14 protein-coding genes are annotated in these 17939 nt (G+C 39.0%); 12 read left to right on the top strand and 2 right to left on the bottom strand.

Features of this window, described 5'->3' with window-relative positions; all coding sequences use genetic code 11:
• The 5 genes from agaF (at nucleotide 1) to ED622_RS01375 (ending at nucleotide 4363) form a co-directional block, all read left to right on the top strand.
• On the top strand, nucleotides 1–438 hold the full coding sequence (gene agaF, locus ED622_RS01395) for a PTS galactosamine/N-acetylgalactosamine transporter subunit IIA (RefSeq protein WP_060993205.1): 438 nt from the start codon (nucleotides 1–3) through the stop codon (nucleotides 436–438).
• Nucleotide 439: 1 nt separating this feature from the next.
• Nucleotides 440–1582: an N-acetylglucosamine-6-phosphate deacetylase gene (gene nagA, locus ED622_RS01390; protein WP_122032189.1), complete on the top strand. Its 1143-nt coding sequence runs from the start codon at nucleotides 440–442 to the stop codon at nucleotides 1580–1582.
• Nucleotides 1583–1634: 52 nt separating this feature from the next.
• Entirely contained in the window at nucleotides 1635–2465 is an 831-nt protein-coding gene (gene kduI, locus ED622_RS01385; protein ID WP_122032188.1) for a 5-dehydro-4-deoxy-D-glucuronate isomerase, read from the top strand.
• 69 nt (nucleotides 2466–2534) lie between these two features.
• Nucleotides 2535–3290, top strand: a complete 756-nt coding sequence (gene kduD / locus ED622_RS01380; protein ID WP_122032187.1) for a 2-dehydro-3-deoxy-D-gluconate 5-dehydrogenase KduD — start codon at nucleotides 2535–2537, stop codon at nucleotides 3288–3290.
• A 23-nt stretch (nucleotides 3291–3313) separates the two neighbouring features.
• A complete protein-coding gene (locus tag ED622_RS01375; RefSeq protein WP_122032186.1) occupies nucleotides 3314–4363 on the top strand; it encodes a glycoside hydrolase family 105 protein in 1050 nt (349 codons plus the stop codon).
• Nucleotides 4364–4448: 85 nt separating this feature from the next.
• Here the strand turns inward: ED622_RS01375 and ED622_RS01370 are convergent, their stop codons facing one another.
• The gene (locus ED622_RS01370; RefSeq protein ID WP_254052568.1) at nucleotides 4449–5279 is read right to left on the bottom strand and encodes an FTR1 family protein; all 831 of its coding nucleotides are present in this window, start codon (nucleotides 5277–5279) and stop codon (nucleotides 4449–4451) included.
• 183 nt (nucleotides 5280–5462) lie between these two features.
• Here ED622_RS01370 and ED622_RS01365 point away from each other — a divergent pair, with 183 nt between their 5' ends.
• Both ED622_RS01365 and ED622_RS01360 read left to right on the top strand, forming a co-directional pair.
• Complete coding sequence (locus tag ED622_RS01365) at nucleotides 5463–6392, top strand: cation diffusion facilitator family transporter (RefSeq protein ID WP_122032184.1); 930 nt, start codon at nucleotides 5463–5465, stop codon at nucleotides 6390–6392.
• Nucleotides 6355–6771 (top strand): MarR family winged helix-turn-helix transcriptional regulator, encoded by a 417-nt coding sequence (locus tag ED622_RS01360; RefSeq protein WP_122032183.1) that lies wholly within the window; start codon nucleotides 6355–6357, stop codon nucleotides 6769–6771. Before ED622_RS01365 ends, ED622_RS01360 begins: the two co-directional genes overlap by 38 nt.
• Before the next feature lie 65 nt (nucleotides 6772–6836).
• On the opposite strand, the gene ED622_RS01355 is transcribed toward ED622_RS01360, so the two are convergent.
• Nucleotides 6837–9245 (bottom strand): polysaccharide lyase 8 family protein, encoded by a 2409-nt coding sequence (locus ED622_RS01355; RefSeq protein WP_122032182.1) that lies wholly within the window; start codon nucleotides 9243–9245, stop codon nucleotides 6837–6839.
• A 230-nt stretch (nucleotides 9246–9475) separates the two neighbouring features.
• Between ED622_RS01355 and ED622_RS01350 the strand changes: the two genes are divergently transcribed.
• The 5 genes from ED622_RS01350 (at nucleotide 9476) to ED622_RS01330 (ending at nucleotide 17914) form a co-directional block, all read left to right on the top strand.
• Nucleotides 9476–10708 (top strand): anaerobic sulfatase maturase, encoded by a 1233-nt coding sequence (locus tag ED622_RS01350; protein ID WP_122032181.1) that lies wholly within the window; start codon nucleotides 9476–9478, stop codon nucleotides 10706–10708.
• A gap of 41 nt (nucleotides 10709–10749) precedes the next feature.
• Nucleotides 10750–12363, top strand: a complete 1614-nt coding sequence (locus ED622_RS01345; RefSeq protein ID WP_122032180.1) for a sulfatase — start codon at nucleotides 10750–10752, stop codon at nucleotides 12361–12363.
• A 72-nt stretch (nucleotides 12364–12435) separates the two neighbouring features.
• On the top strand, nucleotides 12436–13953 hold the full coding sequence (locus tag ED622_RS01340; protein WP_122032179.1) for a DUF2264 domain-containing protein: 1518 nt from the start codon (nucleotides 12436–12438) through the stop codon (nucleotides 13951–13953).
• Nucleotides 13954–14163: 210 nt separating this feature from the next.
• The gene (locus ED622_RS01335) at nucleotides 14164–16803 is read left to right on the top strand and encodes a molybdopterin-dependent oxidoreductase (RefSeq protein WP_122032178.1); all 2640 of its coding nucleotides are present in this window, start codon (nucleotides 14164–14166) and stop codon (nucleotides 16801–16803) included.
• A 256-nt stretch (nucleotides 16804–17059) separates the two neighbouring features.
• Nucleotides 17060–17914 carry a tagatose bisphosphate family class II aldolase gene (locus ED622_RS01330; protein WP_061036864.1) on the top strand — a complete coding sequence of 285 codons (855 nt, stop codon included), beginning with the start codon at nucleotides 17060–17062 and terminating at the stop codon, nucleotides 17912–17914.
• The last annotated feature ends 25 nt before the right edge of the window (nucleotides 17915–17939 follow it).

Genomic DNA, 17939 nt, shown 5'->3' with positions numbered 1-17939 from the left:
ATGATTGGTATTGTAGTTTCAGGCCACATTAATTTTGCAACAGGGGTTGAGTCGGCAGTAAAAGCAATTGCTGGCGAGCAAGAACAAATGGAGTTTGTCGATTTTGTTGAATCAATGTCGACCGATGAGTTAGAGCAAGCACTGCGAGCTGCGGCAAAACGTGTTGATTCTGGTGAAGGGGTACTTTTTTTAACGGATATCCCAGGTGGTTCTCCTGCAAATCGTGCTTTAACCATTTTAATGGACACTGAAAACGTTGAGTTGATAGGTGGTGCGAACTTACCAATGATTGCTAATGCTGCTTTTGAGCGAGACGACACGACAGTTAAAGAGTTGGTCGTTACCTTATTAGAGATTGGTTCTTCATGTATGCAAGACATGCGATTACAGCTTGAATTGTTTATGGAACCAGAACCTGAATGTGAAGATGGATTGTAATATGCGTTATGCCTTATATCCACAACGTGTGTTTGTCGCTGATGGTATTAAAGAAAATCATTACGTTATTGTGAACGATGGAAAAGTCGAAGCTATAACAGAGTACAAGCCTAAAGATTGTGAGATCTTGCCTTTAAAAGGGAAAACATTGCTACCGGGCTTTATTGATATTCATATTCACGGTCGAGCTGGTTCTGATGTGATGGATGGAACACCTGATGCATTACAAACGATTTCTGACGCCTTGCTTCAAACGGGTGTTATTGCTTGGGTTGGTACAACGGTAACAGCACCGTGGGACAGCATTGTTAGTGCAATTGAGGCCGTGAAATCCTGGATTCAAGGGTCACAAGAATGCGGAGCAGAATTATTAGGTTGCTTTCTTGAAGGCCCCTATTTTACTGAAACTCATAAAGGCTCTCATCCGAGTGCTTATTTAAAATCACCAACACAGCAAGAGTTAGAAGAGCTTCATCTTGTTGGCGGTAACTCTTTATTACGCGTAGCTGTTGCTCCAGAAGCTGATGGAGCGATGGAAGCCATTAAATGGTTGCATGACAGACAGATAAAAACATCGATCGCGCACACAGATGCGACTTTTGAACAAGTCACTCAGGCTTATCAATTAGGTGCTGATTGTGGTGTGCATTTATTTAATGGTATGCGTGGATTACACCATCGTGAGGCGGGTTGTACTGGTGCGGTTTTATACCATGACATGCTTGCAGAGCTTATTGCTGATGGTATCCATGTTCATCCAGTCATGATGCAACTTGCTTATCGAATGAAAGGCTACCAAAACATCGCGCTTATTACTGATTGTATGCGAGCAGGAGGCCTTGATGATGGTGATTATCAACTTGGCGCTCAAACCATCACAGTCACTAATGGTGAAGCCAGAACAAAGTGTGGGTCGCTTGCTGGCAGTACGTGCAGTTTAGATCAAGCTTTGAGAAACATGATTCAATTAAGCGGAGTTCCTGAGTGGGAAGCTGTGCAAATGGCAACCTCAGTTCCTGCTAAATACTTAGAAATAGATCAACGGTTAGGAAGTATCGCTTCAGGAATGGATGCAAGTTTTACCGTCGTTAATCAAGATTTTGAAATACAAAACACAATGATGAAAGGCAAATGGGTTTATTAACCCTTGCCATTTATATGAATGAAAATATTAAGATAATGTTTAGAGGTTTAAAATGGAAATTCGCCAACCAATTCATAGTGACCATGCAAAACAATTAGATACTGCAGGTCTACGCGAGCAATTCCTTATTGAAGGTATGTTCCAAGAAAATTACATTACGCTTACTTACAGCCATATCGACCGTATTATTGTCGGTGGTGTTGTACCAACATCAGAAACAGTTCCATTTGAAGGTGGAAAAGAAATTGGTGTTGACTTCTTTTTGCAACGTCGTGAGTTAGGGATTATCAATATAGGTCAAGCAGGTCGAGTTACTGTCGATGGTGAAACCTTTGAGATTGCCGCACGTGAAGCAATGTACGTGGGTATGGGTGCAAAGGAGATCAATTTTGAAAGTATTGATCCAAAAGATCCAGCTCGTTTTTATTTAAATTGCGCGCCAGCACATCATGCTTATCCAACTCGTAAAATTACACGTGAAGAAGCCTCTCCTGAAACATTGGGTAATCAAGAAAACTGTAACGTTCGAACCATTTATAAGTATCTACATCCATCAGTATTACCAACCTGCCAGTTATTAATGGGAATGACAGAATTAGCCCCAGGTAGCCTATGGAATACCATGCCTTGCCATACTCATGAACGTCGTATGGAAGTGTACTTATACTTTGACATGAAAGACGACAATATTGTTTTTCATTACATGGGAGAGCCACAAGAGACTCGTCATATGGTTATCCGTAATGAGCAAGCAGTAATTAGCCCTAGTTGGTCTATTCACTCGGGTGTGGGAACCTCGTCATATACCTTTATTTGGGGAATGGTCGGTGAAAACCAGACTTTCCATGATATGGACCACGTAGCAATGGCTGATATTAAATAGTCATTTTAATTATATTGTTATGTTGCCGGTATTCATTGGCAACATATTCTCAAAATAATAGGGATAAACATGAAACTTTTTGATTTAACTGGCAAAGTTGCCATCGTCACGGGGTGTAATACTGGCCTTGGTCAAGGTATGGCATTAGGGTTAGCAAAAGCCGGTGCAGATATTGTAGGTGTTGGTCACCAAGCCGCACCAGAAACAGAAGAGCAAGTGAAAGCATTAGGTCGTAAATTTCATTACATTACTGCAAATCTGATGGAGCAAGAAGGATTAGAAGAACTCGTTTCAGAAGCGGTCGAGGTGATGGGACATGTTGATATCTTAATTAATAATGCCGGTATTATTCGTCGAGAAGACTTACTTGAGTTCTCTGAAAAAGATTGGGATGACGTTATTAATATTAATCAAAAGACATTATTCTTCCTTTCTCAAAAGGTGGCTAAGCAATTTGTTAAACAGGGAAATGGCGGTAAGATCATCAATATTGCATCGATGTTGTCGTATCAAGGTGGCATCCGTGTTCCTTCTTATACCGCAAGTAAATCAGCGGTTATGGGATTAACTCGTGCTCTAGCAACAGAACTTGCAGAACATAATATCAATGTTAATGCGATTGCTCCGGGTTATATGGCAACAGATAACACAACAGCCCTCCGCGCCGATGAAGCTCGAAATGCGGCTATTTTAGAGCGTATCCCTGCAAATCGCTGGGGATTACCTTCTGATCTCGAAGGACCAGCAATATTCTTGTCATCATCAGCAAGTGATTACATTAATGGTTATACGATTGCTGTTGATGGTGGCTGGTTGGCTCGTTAATGTAATACAGAAGGAGCGGTAAAATGGCATTAGGAACAAAGCAAGACGTATTACAGGCAATGAAACGAGTGTATCGTTACCAAGCTGAAAACCAAACAAGAAGTGTAATAAGACGGAGTGGTAAAACACGTTTTATCAAAGATACTGATTGGGAGCGTGGAGTATTCTGGTCGTGCACAGCTGCAGCATGGAAAGCAACAGGCGATAGCGAGTATTTAGATGGAGTAAAAGGTTATGCCTTACATACAGGGTTTAGATCTGGGCCTAATGCTCGCTTTGCTGATGATCATGTATGTTGCCAAGCATATCTTGATATTTACCCAGAGTTTAATCAACCAGAAGCATTAGAACCAACAATCAAAGCGCTTGATATTATGGTTGATTCACCAGAGCTCGGTCGTAAAGATTGGTGGTGGTGTGATTCGTTGTTTATGGCCCCACCTGCATTTGTCGCGTTATCAAAACAGACGGGTAACTCAAAATATCTGGATTATATGAATACCGCTTTTTGGGATTCTGCAGAACATTTATTCGATACAGAAACAGGGTTGTATTATCGTGATCATCGCTATATTCCAACGGGAAATGGCGAAGAGTTACGAGAAGAAAATGGTAATAAAGTTTTCTGGAGCCGTGGTATAGGGTGGGTATTAGCCTCTATTCCTCGTATTTTAGCGAATATGCCAGAAGATTATATGAACCGTTCAGAGTACATTACTCTATTCACACATTTAGCGGCTGAAGTTATTAAATACCAGCAAGACGATGGTTTTTGGCGTACTAGCTTATTAGCGCCAGAAAATTTCCCTGCCCCAGAAAGTAGTGCAACCGCTCTGTTTTGTTATGGTTTAGCATGGGGGGTTAATACGGGTGAGTTAGATAAAGAAACCTACTTACCTGTCATTGAAAAAGCGTGGGCAGCGTTACTCGAATGCATTCACGATAACGGTATGATTGGTTGGGTACAGTTACCAGCCTTTAATCCACGTGACGTGAAGTTTGAACATAATATTGATTATGGCGCGGGAGCATTTATGTTAGCGGCTACTGAGGTTGCTAAGCTAGCTGAATAAGAATTTCTCTGACACCTTGAATCCAAAAAGCCGATCATGTGATCGGCTTTTTTATTTATTGATTCAGTGTCATTTTACTCAATCATTAAGCTGCAGTTTTTGCTTTTATTAACTGCTTTGTTTGATTTTTCGTTAATACAAAAAGAATACTCAATGTAGCTACGTATGCGATGAGTTGCGCTAAACTTGGTTTTTCTGTGTATCCAAACATTACGTGAATAAATAAGCCAAACCAATTTGAATGGTGATCAAGTAAAGCAGTGCTATTCCATAATGGATTGATGATTGGGTTAATGAGCCCTGCAGAAGTAAACTTACTTACCGCATTCATCGCCATGCCTGCTGCTAAAAATGACATCAATACGGCAAAGAAATTGAATACTTTACCAAGATTGATTTTGATGAAGCCAAAGTACATTGCAACGCCTGCAGCAATCGCACCAACAGCTCCAACTAAGCTTCCACTTAATATTGAAACCCCAGTGGTTTCGCTATCGCTGGTTAAGCCTAAAAGGAATAATACAACTTCAATACCTTCACGGAACACACAAAAGAAAGCGACCAAACTTAATGAAAATAAAGGTTTATTGTTTTCTTTGATATCATTTACTGAAGCTTTGATATCTTGAGAAGCTTTCATTCCGTTTGATTTCATCCAAATAACTGTATAACCAATTAAAATACTAGATAACGCGAGAATAATCCCACCGGTCATTTTTCCTTCAATTAATGTCGTAATGGTTGCGTTGTTTAACGCTAGAATAGCTAGTAATAAAGAGATAAGGATTCCAACTCCTGTTCCTCCTAGAATCCATCTTGATCTGCTGGGTATATCTTTTGTCGCGGCTAAAAGCAAAGAAACAATAATGGCCATTTCTAAGCCTTCTCTAAATACAATTGTCATACTGGCAAACATAAAAAACATCCTATTTCGTTGAGTGAAGTCATGGTAATGCAAATCATTATTAATTCCATTTGTATTTATGGAAACTTATGTTGATAAAATCGACCGAAATTACGGCATTATTTCTAATAATGAATTTGATTTGATCGTCAAACTATATATATAATGTTTTATTTGATAATCAAGGTAATTTACATGGCTAATTTTTTAGAACAACAAGGGAAGCACACTCATGACTTTGTTTCTCATAACCATCAAGGTGAAAAAGGAGCACTGTATGTCCTGATTCTTACTGTTGCTATGATGATTGTTGAAATTTCAGCAGGGACAATATATGGCTCAATGGCATTATTAGCTGATGGTTGGCATATGGGAACTCATGCGGCGGCATTTTGTATTACTTTGTTTACTTATAGATACGCACGAAAATATGCAGACACTGGTCGATTTTCTTTTGGGGCAGGTAAAGTGAGTGTTTTAGGCGGATATACAAGTGCTATTGCGCTTGGTATTGTTGCTATTATTATGTTTCTTGAATCTATTCATCGCTTATTTTCACCCTTATCAATTCAGTTTAATGAATCTATCGTTGTAGCCATCATTGGTTTAGTTGTGAATGTAGCAAGCATGTTTTTGTTACAAGATCACCATCATCACGACCACCATCATGATCATAATTTAAAAGCAGCATATATGCATGTACTGGCTGATGCCTTAACATCTTTATTAGCTATTGTTGCGTTAATTGTCGGTAAATATTTAGGTTTGACGTGGCTTGATCCTATCATGGGTATAGTTGGTGCTTTGGTTATTACTAAATGGGCGATTGGTTTAATGCAGCAAACGAGTCCCATATTGCTTGATGAAAGTATTTTATTGGATTATAAAAAGCAGGTTATTTCAGAATTAGAATCAGATGGCACTGAAGTGTCTGATATCCATATTTGGAAAATCAGTGCTGATCATTATTCTGCTGTAATTTCGTTAGTATCGAATGAACCTCAATCTGTTGATTCATATAAGCATCAATTATTAAAGTTTGATAAAATCCATCATCTAACCATTGAAATCAATCACGGAAACGATAATGGAAGAACTAAAAGTATTAAATCAACTGCTCACTGAATTCTATGACAAGCTTTCTTCGTGGGAACAATCTGTTGTAAAAGATACGGGCTATTCATTAGCACAAGTTCATACGATTGAAGTACTAGGTGCTCATGATGCAATGCGGATGAAAGAACTTGCAGATAAGTTAGGTATAACGACAGGCACATTAACAGTTCAAGTTGATAAGCTTGTAAAAGCTGGATTGATTGAACGAAGCCCTCACCAAGATGACCGACGCTCGATTTTAGTTGTATTGACTGAAGCAGGAAGAGCAGTGCACGAGCACCATAATAGTTTGCATCTTGAGCTTGTCCAAGATTTGACTCGTCATATTGAGCCAAAGCAAATGACTGCATTAATAGATGGTATGAAATGCATGAATCGAGAGTTTTGATTTGTATATATTCTATTAAAATAGAAGCCATAAGAAAATCGTCTTATGGCTTTTTTATAGGCTAATTAATCTTGAGTTGTTATTTGGAAAGAATAAGACTGTCCCTGTAAACCAGAGGTATTAATGGTAATCGTTGTGCCATTTAGTACCACACGGTTCTCAATATCTTCTTTAATTACAATGCGTTGCTTATCAAAGGTAAAGTTTACGCTATTGATAGTCTGAATTGGTTCACTAACTGCAACAGTGAACGTATTTGAACTTTCTTCTTTAATCATAAAGCCCATCATTGAGTTCAGTGTAATAGTATCGGTGATATCAACGGGACTACTTTTCCAATTATTTGCAGCAATGATATTTAAGGTGTTTTCTTGTACCGCGTGTGCTTGTTCATCTTGACGTAGAACAGTGACATCAGGATGTTGAGCATAGTTTTGTACAGCATCGTTGTTTTGGTTAGGAAGTAGGGCGTATTGGTAATTTGCTTGATCAGCTTGAGTCAGTGTCGCTTTTAAGTATGAGTCTGAAACATCACCTTTGCTATTGCCAATATCACTCCAATTACCATCTACATCATTTTGGCTTATTGATATGGTTTTAGGCGTTAACATAACGTAGCTTAAATCACTGTTAGTGAGTGTTTCATTACGAATGCTAAACGTGGTTGGTGCTCCTTGATATGGCAGTGCTGTTTGCTCTGTGCCATCAATAAATAATTGCGTATCTGCTAAGCGCTTTCTATTTTCAATCGTAGTTATGTTATTTCCATTACTTTGGTCTTTAATGTTAGAACCAAGCATGACGACTTCATTATCAAACATAAACCAAGATTTATAGGCACTTAGTGTGTCACTCCAATTATAAAATTGCATCCCAGCAATACCGTACTGGCTTAGTGACGTGCTACCAACCCATTGCATGTTGGTATTTAAATTCTTACCTCCTCGCTCACCAGTACAATCGGTCATTATTTGATTATCAACGGTAGTTCCTGGTATGCGAGATGAATCTACGGTTGGCCAATATCCAGTGTAATGATCAATTTGGTCATTATATAAATAAGTCATACCATCGCCAGTGAACCAACCTTTAAGATTTTCACCATTCATACATTCGTAGTTACCAATACGATATGAGTGCATTGCTAAAGCGAAAGCCCAATCATTTCTACGGTGCACAACACGATCCATTGAAGGGTAGCTGAAATTACCAATCAGAGGATCTTTAAGTGAAATCGTAGGGTCATTAACAATATGCTGAGCAGCCTGATACGTGGATACATAGTAAATTTTATCAAAGAAGTTTTGATAAGTATCATCGGTTATTTGGGTTTTGATCAGTGATGACAGTTGTTTATTCTTATCGCTATCTGGTCCATTGGTATAGAACACCATAGAGTTGACAATGTTTAACCCAACATCATGATTTTGTTCCGCGCTTCGAGAAATAGAACGGCCATTAACCATATCCATCATTGCTCCTTTATACAGCAAAGGTTCATACGATTGGTTAATGATATTGTAAACGGCGCTAATGGTTTGGCTATCCATACTCCAAGGTGAGCCTGCGACTGCGTTCATTTGAATGCCTAAACCACCAAGTAAAACATTGCCATATGTGCCGTTATAAGCAATATCAGAGTGCTGCAAGAATGACCCGTCAGTGTAATAGCCATCCCCTTCGCTAACATATTCAATAACCGCTGGCAGAGCCGCAATTGCTTGGCTGATTTCTTCACTATTGTTTTCAAGCATGCCACGAATAAGTACAACTTGAGCGTTGTCGGTTCGGTTACCCCCTGTTGATACTCGATAATTAGGATTGGATGATTCTGCGGCTCCAGAGCTTACTCCTAAGTGGGTTGGGTCTGGAGTAAAGTAACGTGTAGCGTTAAGGTGATTGATTAAAATAGCTTGGTAATTGTCTTTTATATCATCAAAAAGTAAGACTAAAATGTTATGAATATCTTTTGGAATTGCTAACTCCCATTGCCACCAATTTCCATATTCTAATTGATTAACAAAGTAAAAGTTTTGATTTATGTAGTTCATGGCAGTCATGATGTTATTTAGCAATAATTGGTTATTTTCTAAGTTACCATCACGTAAACGATAGGCTTTTGCCATGGTGAATAAACGTTGGTAAGAGCTACGTATATTAGGGCCTAATGTGTCGCTTTTATCTATTAATGGTAAGTCATCCCATACACCTAAACTGTTTGGTTGCGGTGTCATGCTATCCCAGTTCTTTTGAGCTGAAGTGTTGGTACTGGTCACCATAGTTTTTAGTGTTTGATCAAATGTGGTTGTGGGATCTCCTAAATAGTTTTCTGCCCAATTGCTTCTTACTTGTTCAAAATCACTTGCTAAATATTGTGCTGACTCAGCATTTTTTTCAGCGTAAGTACTCCCTGTAAATAGAAATAACATAGAGAGAGCAATCGTATTTAAACGATGTTTTCTTGCGTTATACATAATCCATTCCCTTTAAATATTGATGAATTTGTGAAATTTATAATTAAAAAAATTTACTTTCGATGAGTTTCGTTTATAGGGTAATGAAAATGAATTGGTTGTTTATCGATCAGTATCGCAAATTTTTTATTTTTGTTTTCTTTCGTTTGTTTGTGATGTCGATCTTTAAATCTTAGTTTGCTTTCGTGTATTGTTGCTCTTGCTTTCAAATACTTTCGATAGGGAACGTTATGGCTTCTAATGCACAACATGCTGCTTTTCATATGATGGCAAAACCAACCAGTTTTCACTGCAACTTAAAATGCGATTACTGCTTCTACTTAGAAAAAGATGGCGTGGTGAACAAGACGAGATCTGAGCCAAGTGAAAATATGTCGAATGGAATGCTCAAACGTTATGTACGTGATTATATTCGTTCACATCAGGGGCAAGAGGTCGATTTCTCTTGGCAGGGTGGTGAGCCAACATTAGCAGGCTTAGATTTTTATCGAAATGCGGTGATATATCAGCAGCAGTATGCTGAAGGTAAAACGATTACTAATAGCTTTCAAACCAATGCTGTAGCTATTAACCGTCAATGGGCTGAGTTCTTTTCTCAACATGATTTTTTACTTGGTGTTTCTATTGATGGGATTGCTGAGGTTCATGATAAATATCGTATTTCAGTTAATGGTAAGCCTACGTTTGAGCGTGTGAAACGAGCACTTGAATTATTAAAAGAATACAAAGTTGAGTTTAATACCCTAACGGTAATCAATGATCAAAATTGGCAACGTGGTAGAGAAACGTATCTAGCATTAAAAGATCTCGGTTCAACTCATATGCAATTTATCCCAATTGTTGAAGTTAATGCGAATTGCCAAGAACCAAGCAGTAGGCATTATTCTCCACAGAAAAATGCAGAGTTAGCACACTTCTCTGTGCCTTCTCATGGTTATGGTCAGTTCATGATGTCAGTATTTAATGAATGGCTTAAAGAAGATGTAGGCCACATTTTTATTCGCATGTTTGACAGCATTTTAGGCAGTTGGATGGGATACCCAGCATCGACTTGTGTTCAATCAAAAGAGTGCGGACAAGCAATGGTCATTGAAGCTAATGGGGATATTTATTCTTGCGATCACTATGTTTATCCCGCAAATAAATTAGGAAATATTGAGCAGACGACATTGGCTCAAATGGCGACAAGCAAACAACAAAAAAGGTTTGGTACCGCAAAATCTCTTAAATTAACGAGTCAATGTGAGACATGCGATGTGTATCGTTTATGTCATGGAGGTTGTCCTAAACATCGACTTGTTTCTCTTGATGGAGAAAAGCATAAACATAATTACCTTTGTGAATCCTATCAGCAAATTTTTACGCAAACCGCACCTGCCATGCATTTAATGTCGCAAGCCATTCAACAAGGAGGGACTGCGATTGACGCGGTATCGCTTATCAAAAATACCCTACGGATCTAATGCAACAATATAAATTTAAAAATAATAACAAGGAGTGAAAAATGAACCTGTCCTCATCGAAGAAGACAGTAATTGCAAGCCTAGTCGCTGCTGCCTGTGTAGCTGCACCTTCGCTTTCTTATGCTGCAAATCAAAATCCTGATCAACCTAACGTGTTACTTGTCGTGATGGATGATTTAGGTACGGGCCAACTTAATTTTGCCCTAGACAGTTTAGATAAAACTGAGTTAGCTAAACGCTCTGTACCTGTTCGGTATCAGGGCGATTTGGATAAGATGATCGATGCCGCACAACGAGCGATGCCAAATGTTGAAAAACTGGCGGCGAATGGCATAAAAATGACCAATGCGTTTGTGGCTCATCCTGTATGTGGCCCATCACGTGCGGGTATTTTTACAGGCCGTCACCCAACCAGTTTTGGTACGTACAGTAATGATGATGCTAAATTGGGCATCCCGCTTGATATCAAACTATTACCTGCTCTTTTCCAAGAAAATGGTTACCGAACTGCGACTATTGGTAAATGGCATAATGCTAAAATTGCTGGGAAGAATCTAGTTGATGAAGATAAACGCACCCGTGATTACCATGATAATCAAATAACAGTAACACCAAAAGGTTATGGACCAGAAGATCGTGGTTTTGATTATTCTTATAGTTTTTATGCATCTGGTGCCGCTTTATGGGATTCTCCTGCAATTTGGCAAAATGGAAAAAACATCTCAGCTCCGGGTTATTTAACGCATAACTTAACAGATCAAGCGTTGAAGTTCATCGATGAAAGTGGCGATAAACCTTTCTTTGTTAATCTCGCATTTAGCGTGCCTCATATTCCGTTAGAAGAAGCATCTCCTGCGAAATACATGGATAGATTTAATACAGGTAATGTCGAGGCAGATAAGTATTTTGCGGCTATTAATGCGGCGGATGAAAGCCTTGGTATTATCATGGATAACTTAGAGAAGAAAGGGGAGTTAGATAACACCATCATCTTCTTCTTGTCTGATAACGGTGCAGTACATGAGTCACCAATGCCAATGAACGGGATGGATAAAGGCTTTAAAGGACAAATGTACAATGGCGGTGTAAGAGTTCCATTTGTTGCTTATTGGCCAAAACATATTCCTGCAGGGGGTGAAAGTGATTCACTGATCTCAGCATTAGACATTTTACCAACAGCATTAGCTGCGGCGGGCATTGATATTCCAAAAGATATGCAGGTTGATGGTAAAAACATTATGCCTGTTTTGGAAGGGAAAACAGAGAGTTCTCCGCATCAATATTTATATTGGGCAGGCCCAGGAGCTAAACATTATAGCGAGGAAAATGATGCGTTCTGGTACGGCTATTGGAAATGGATCACTTACGAAACTAACACAATTCCTGATAATCCAAATTTAGAAAAACTATCTAAAGGTTCGTGGGCTATTCGTGATCAAGATTGGGCTTTATATTTTTATGATGATGGTTCAAATAAAGTGAAGTTATTCAATGATAAAGAAGATCCGTCTGAGTCGATTGATTTAGCTAAAAAATACCCAGAGAAAGTAAAAGAGATGAAAAACGCCTTTTATAACTGGATTAAAGATAAACCAAAACCAGTCGCGTGGGGTCAAGATCGTTATCAAGTTTTAACTGAATCTGCCAAAGAGTAAATCAGCACTTTGTTTAAGCCACATAACCTCTGTGTTTTGTGGCTTTTTTCGTTTTTGAGAGGAGTATAAAAAATGAAGCAAAAAGTCGAAAATCAAACGCTTTTATATCAACCAAAACAGATAAGAGAAACGGGTCGGCCAACCATTACTTATGAACACCCAAATGTAATGATGTATGTAACATCGATTAAAGAAAATATCATTAGATACAAAAATAAAAAGCCTGCATATACGCAACATGATGAATATATAAAAAACCTTCTTTCAGATGAAAATACAGTTTTAAAACAACAATGTGATTTCATTGTTAGTTATATTTCAGAGGCGTTTGTACATTACTCAGTATGGGATTATAGCCATGCTTATTATCCGGGAAGACCAAGCCAGCAAACAGCAAGAACAGATGCAATGGAGGGAACAAGTCGAACTTTGCCTACATTAGCGGTGTGGCTACATGCCAATGGAAAATCTAATACAATAATTACAGGTTTAAATCAGCAACCAATTTTAGTTCCAGAAGTCCTCCGTAAGGCTTTCTTAGCAGGAACCAATCCGCAACATAAAGGATATTGGGGCACTCTTCATCATTGTGATCAGAGAGTCTGCGAGAGTGCAGATTTAGCTTTAGCATTATGGTTGAGTAAAGAATGGGTGTGGGACAGTTTCTCAATGAGTGAAAAACTACAAATAGTGACGTGGTTTAAACAAGTTAATCATTGTGAAACGGTTGATAATAATTGGCATTTATTTGTACTGACAGTGCAAATTGTATTGAAAGCGTTAACAGGTGAAGACGACGTTCAATATGATAAATACGAAAGAATAAAAGAGTTTTATGTCGGTGATGGTTGGTTTCGTGATGGGGCGAAGGGTAATTACGATTATTACAATGCGTGGGCTTTTCATTATAGTTTATATTGGTTCACCCAGATTAACCCTGATTTTGACTCTGATTTTATAAAAAATGTATTGTCTGATTTTGTCGGCAATTATCGTTATTTTTTTACAGAGAAAGGCTTACCGTTTTTTGGGAGGAGTGCATGTTATCGCTTAGCTGTTGCTGCACCATTATTAGCGGCTGTGGATCTACAAAGCGACAAGATAACGATTGGTGAAGCGAAAAGAGCTTTTCATTGTAACTTGAAATATTTTATTAGTAACGGTGCGTTAAAAGCAGGAATACCCACACAAGGGTTGTTTGATGAAGATGTACGCTTGATCGATAATTACAGTGGACCTGCCAGCAGTTTATGGTCATTGAGAGCCCTCAATGTAGCCCTCTTCTGTGGAGATAAAATCAACCTTTGGGAGGCAGAAGAAGTGCCATTAGAAATAGAACAGGGAGGCTTTGCATTCGATATTCCCGCAATTAATATGAAGGTGCTTGGCATATACGAAACTCAAGAGGTGATAGCCATATTTAAAAATGAGTATATTGCGGAGCAATCCCCATTAAGTCGTCGCCTGTTAACACAATCTGCATGGCGTGAATTAAAAGAAAAGGTAACGGGGCGAGCAGATAGACCCAAGAATAATTTATTAAGGAAAGGGGTCACTTGCTATTCATCAAAAATGGAATCATTCTTTTAATATTTAGAAGTTCATAATTACGTTGCTAAAATTAGAGAAAATGCAGCCTAAAGTTATTAACTTCTGATAAGACATGCTTTATTTAATAGCATGATTTTTCTAACCTTTAAATGTGCATGTAAAATGAATCTTTAAAGGTTTACTATATTCCCAATGAATTATTTATCGAATCATCAGTATTGATAAGTAACTAAAACTACGGAATGTATTATGGCTATTTCTCGACGTACTTTTTTAAAAACATCCATTGCTACCGCCGTTGTTGCTGGTGGTGGTTTAATGGTTTATCCGGCTTCGAAATTCTTTGATGATGAAGATGTCGAAGTGATCCCACATGCAAGTCACTGGGGTCCATTTAATGCGATAGTAAAAGCAGGTGTACTTGTTGGTATTCAACCGCGTAAAGAATTAGACGCGATGCCAACCGAAATGTTAACGGAAGGGCTGATTGGCCGAGTTTACGATAAAACTCGTGTTAAATACCCTATGGTAAGGGCATCTTATCTCGCTGATCCTAAAGGTGATACCAAACCACATTTACGTGGAAAAGAACCTTTTGTGAGAGTGAGTTGGGAAACCGCATTATCTCTAGTGGCAGGCGCCATTCAAACTACGGCAACAGATCATGGTAATGAGGCTATCTTTAGTAGCTCTTATGGTGGTTGGTCGCACGCAGGCTTAATGAGACCGCAAGTATTACAAGGTCGTTTTTTCAATCTAATTGGTGGACAAAGTACGACTACGGGTGACTATTCTGGTGGTGCCTCTCAGGTGATCCTTCCTCATGTTATTGGTGATATGGAAGTGTATTCACCACAAACAGCGTGGCCTGTAATTAAAGAAAATACCGAAATATTTGTACTAATAGGCTGTGACCCTTGGAAAAACAACCGCATCGAGTTTCGAGTTGCCGATCATCAGATGTATCCACATTGGAAGCAATTTGCCGAAGATGGGATCAAATTCATCTCAATTAACCCACAGCGAACCCGAACAGATGATGAGTTAGATGCGGAATGGGTGAAAATTGTGCCTAATACCGATACCGCCTTATTCTTAGCCATGGCGCAGCATGTGTATGTTAATGATCTACATGATACCTCTTACTTAGATCGCTACACCGTAGGGGCAGATAAATACATTGATCATTTAATGGGTAAAACTGACGGGGTGGTTAAATCTCCAGAGTGGGCAGCGAAAATTACAGGGATATCGGTAGAAGATATTCAGGCAATGGCGATTAAGTTCGCAACCAGTAAAACTCAGTTTGCGGCTGGATGGTCGCTGCAAAGAGCCGATCATGGTGAGATGATCCATTGGGCAATCATTAACTTTGCTGCCATGTTAGGGAAGATTGGTAAACCGGGGGAAGGGGTTGGTTTTAGTTGGCATTACGGTAATGGTGGTATGCCACAATCAGGGAAAACATTGCCGATTGGCTTGTCTCAAGGTAAAAATCCGGTGAGTGCGGTTTGCCCGGCATCTCGCATTTCTGAAATGCTAATGAACCCAGGAAAAACCTTTACAAGAGATGGCATTGAGTACACCTATCCAGATGTCAAAATGGTGTATAACGCAGGCAACAATCTACTTTCACATCAACAAGATACCAATCAACTGATTGCAGCACTGAATGACAAAGTAGACACCTTTGTATGCCAAGATCCATGGTGGTGTGCATCGTCGCGTTATGCTGATATTGTTTTACCTGCAACCAGTACGTTAGAGCGAGATGATCTCTCCTCTGGTGGGACTTACAGTAACGATAAAATTTATGCGATGCGTCAGGTGATTCAGCCTTACGGGGAAAGTTTAGATGACTTTGAAATTTTCCGAAGATTAGCTGAAATATTTAACGTTGAAGATAAATTTACTGAAGGGTTGTCGTTTGATGAGATCTTAAAACGAGCCTATAAAGCCTCTTCTGCAACGTTATCGTTTGATGAGTTTTGGAAAAATGGCGTCGCTTTATTACCAGTGCCACAAGAAGCAAATCAATGGGTAAGACATGGTGATTTTTATCAAGATCCAGAGAAGAGCCCACTGCATACGACATCAGGAAAAATAGAGTTGTATTGCCAAGATATCGCCAATTTTGATGTGAAAAATTGCCCGCCAATGCCAACGTTTTTAGAACCGTTTGAATACCTTGGTAACGCAAAGCCTAATGAAGTTCATGTTGTTAGCCCACATCCTTATATGCGATTACATTCACAACTGGCAAATACAGAGGTTCGTAAATACGAAAGTGTTCAAGGACGGCAATACGTACTTATTAATGATAAAGATGCAGAGAAGCACGGGATTCGTTCTGGCCAATTAGTTGAGATATTTAATGAACGTGGTCGAGTGATTGCTGGAGCGAAAGTCTCTGATCAGATTATGCCCGGCGTGATCAGTTTAGAAGAAGGGGCATGGTTGCAATTTGATAGCCAAGGACGCTGTAATAGTGGTGCTATTAATGTATTAACCTCCGGTAAAGCATCAAGTGATTTAAGCCAAGCGACGACGGCTAATACGTGTCTGGCTTATATTCAACGTTGTCGAGATCCTGAATCACCCAATTTAGCGTTTGAGCCACCAAGAATAGTCACTGTAGATACGGATATTCGCATTGATAAAGTGAATACAACATTAGGTACAGAGGTGGAGGTTACGGCACAAAGTGTTGGTGAGGCGCTATTTTATCAGCGCTGTACTATGTGTCATTCAGCCAAAGATCCTAAACAATATACAAAAACTCAATGGCATGGGATCACTAAAAGTATGTTTCCTCGTGCAGGGTTAAATCCATTAGAGCGAGAAGAGGTGATGGCTTTTTTAGAAGCCAACGCTAAAGACGCACAATAATGTAAGTGAGTTCCCGTTTCATTTAGGCCCAGATAGCATTGCAGCTGTTTGGGCTTTTTTATGCATTATGATAATAAAAACAAACAATGAAAGACTTCGAAAGTTAATTTTGTCAGTTTATTTGCATTCACTCTTACTTGTTTACTTTCATTTGCTTTCGCTGATTGTTTGTTCTGTGATCTTGCTCATCTTATTTATGTTTTCTTTCGAATACTATAATAGCGAAAGAAAACGAAGAATTTAATTTGAGGTTATTATGTTTCTTGTATCATCCCGTGAAATGCTCCATAAAGCGCAGTTGGGTGGTTATGCCGTTCCTGCATTCAATATTCATAACTTAGAAACAGCTCAAGTTGTTGTTGAAACAGCGGCTGAAATGCAAACCCCAGTCATTCTTGCTGGCACTCCCGGTACTTTCTCTTATGCAGGGACCGATTACTTAATTGGCATTTGTAAAGAAGCAGCAAAGCGTTATCACATGCCAATTGCTCTTCATCTTGATCATCACGAGTCTTTTTCTGATATTCAACAAAAAGTAGAAGCGGGCATTAAATCTGCCATGATTGATGGTTCTCATTTAAGCTTTGATAAAAATATTGAGTTAGTTCGTAAAGTGGTTCAATTTTGTCATCGTTGGGATTGCTCGGTAGAAGCAGAGTTAGGTCGTTTAGGTGGACAGGAAGATGATCTAATTGTTGATGCTAAAGATGCACTATTTACTGACCCTGATGCTGCGGTTGAATTTATCGAAGCGACAGGAATTGATTCATTAGCGATTGCAATTGGTACTGCTCACGGCCTTTATAAAGAAAAGCCATGTTTAGATTTTGATCGATTAGGCATTATTCGCCGTAAAACAGATGTCCCATTGGTATTGCATGGTGCATCAGATGTACCAGATGAAGACGTTCGCCGTTGTATCGAATTAGGCATCACAAAAGTGAATGTCGCAACCGAATTAAAAATTGCATTTTCAGATGCTGTGAAAGCGTATTTTATTGAGAACCCAGGAGCTAACGATCCTCGTCATTACATTATCCCTGGTAAAGAAGCGATGAAGAAAGTCGTGCAAGATAAAATTCGAGTTTGTGGCAGTGAAGGTAAATTATAATTTAAGATTTTAACTCTGTTTTGAA

The organism is Aliivibrio sp. EL58 (assembly GCF_900312675.1).
GTDB lineage: Bacteria > Pseudomonadota > Gammaproteobacteria > Enterobacterales > Vibrionaceae > Aliivibrio.
This window is presented reverse-complemented; position numbering and strand designations above follow the sequence as displayed.

Coding starts and splice junctions, on each gene's coding strand:
- agaF (WP_060993205.1), top strand. CDS start 1: ATGATTGGTATTGTAGTTTCAGGCCACATTAATTTTGCAACAGGGGTT.
- nagA (WP_122032189.1), top strand. CDS start 440: ATGCGTTATGCCTTATATCCACAACGTGTGTTTGTCGCTGATGGTATT.
- kduI (WP_122032188.1), top strand. CDS start 1,635: ATGGAAATTCGCCAACCAATTCATAGTGACCATGCAAAACAATTAGAT.
- kduD (WP_122032187.1), top strand. CDS start 2,535: ATGAAACTTTTTGATTTAACTGGCAAAGTTGCCATCGTCACGGGGTGT.
- ED622_RS01375 (WP_122032186.1), top strand. CDS start 3,314: ATGGCATTAGGAACAAAGCAAGACGTATTACAGGCAATGAAACGAGTG.
- ED622_RS01370 (WP_254052568.1), bottom strand. CDS start 5,279: ATGTTTGCCAGTATGACAATTGTATTTAGAGAAGGCTTAGAAATGGCC.
- ED622_RS01365 (WP_122032184.1), top strand. CDS start 5,463: ATGGCTAATTTTTTAGAACAACAAGGGAAGCACACTCATGACTTTGTT.
- ED622_RS01360 (WP_122032183.1), top strand. CDS start 6,355: ATGGAAGAACTAAAAGTATTAAATCAACTGCTCACTGAATTCTATGAC.
- ED622_RS01355 (WP_122032182.1), bottom strand. CDS start 9,245: ATGTATAACGCAAGAAAACATCGTTTAAATACGATTGCTCTCTCTATG.
- ED622_RS01350 (WP_122032181.1), top strand. CDS start 9,476: ATGGCTTCTAATGCACAACATGCTGCTTTTCATATGATGGCAAAACCA.
- ED622_RS01345 (WP_122032180.1), top strand. CDS start 10,750: ATGAACCTGTCCTCATCGAAGAAGACAGTAATTGCAAGCCTAGTCGCT.
- ED622_RS01340 (WP_122032179.1), top strand. CDS start 12,436: ATGAAGCAAAAAGTCGAAAATCAAACGCTTTTATATCAACCAAAACAG.
- ED622_RS01335 (WP_122032178.1), top strand. CDS start 14,164: ATGGCTATTTCTCGACGTACTTTTTTAAAAACATCCATTGCTACCGCC.
- ED622_RS01330 (WP_061036864.1), top strand. CDS start 17,060: ATGTTTCTTGTATCATCCCGTGAAATGCTCCATAAAGCGCAGTTGGGT.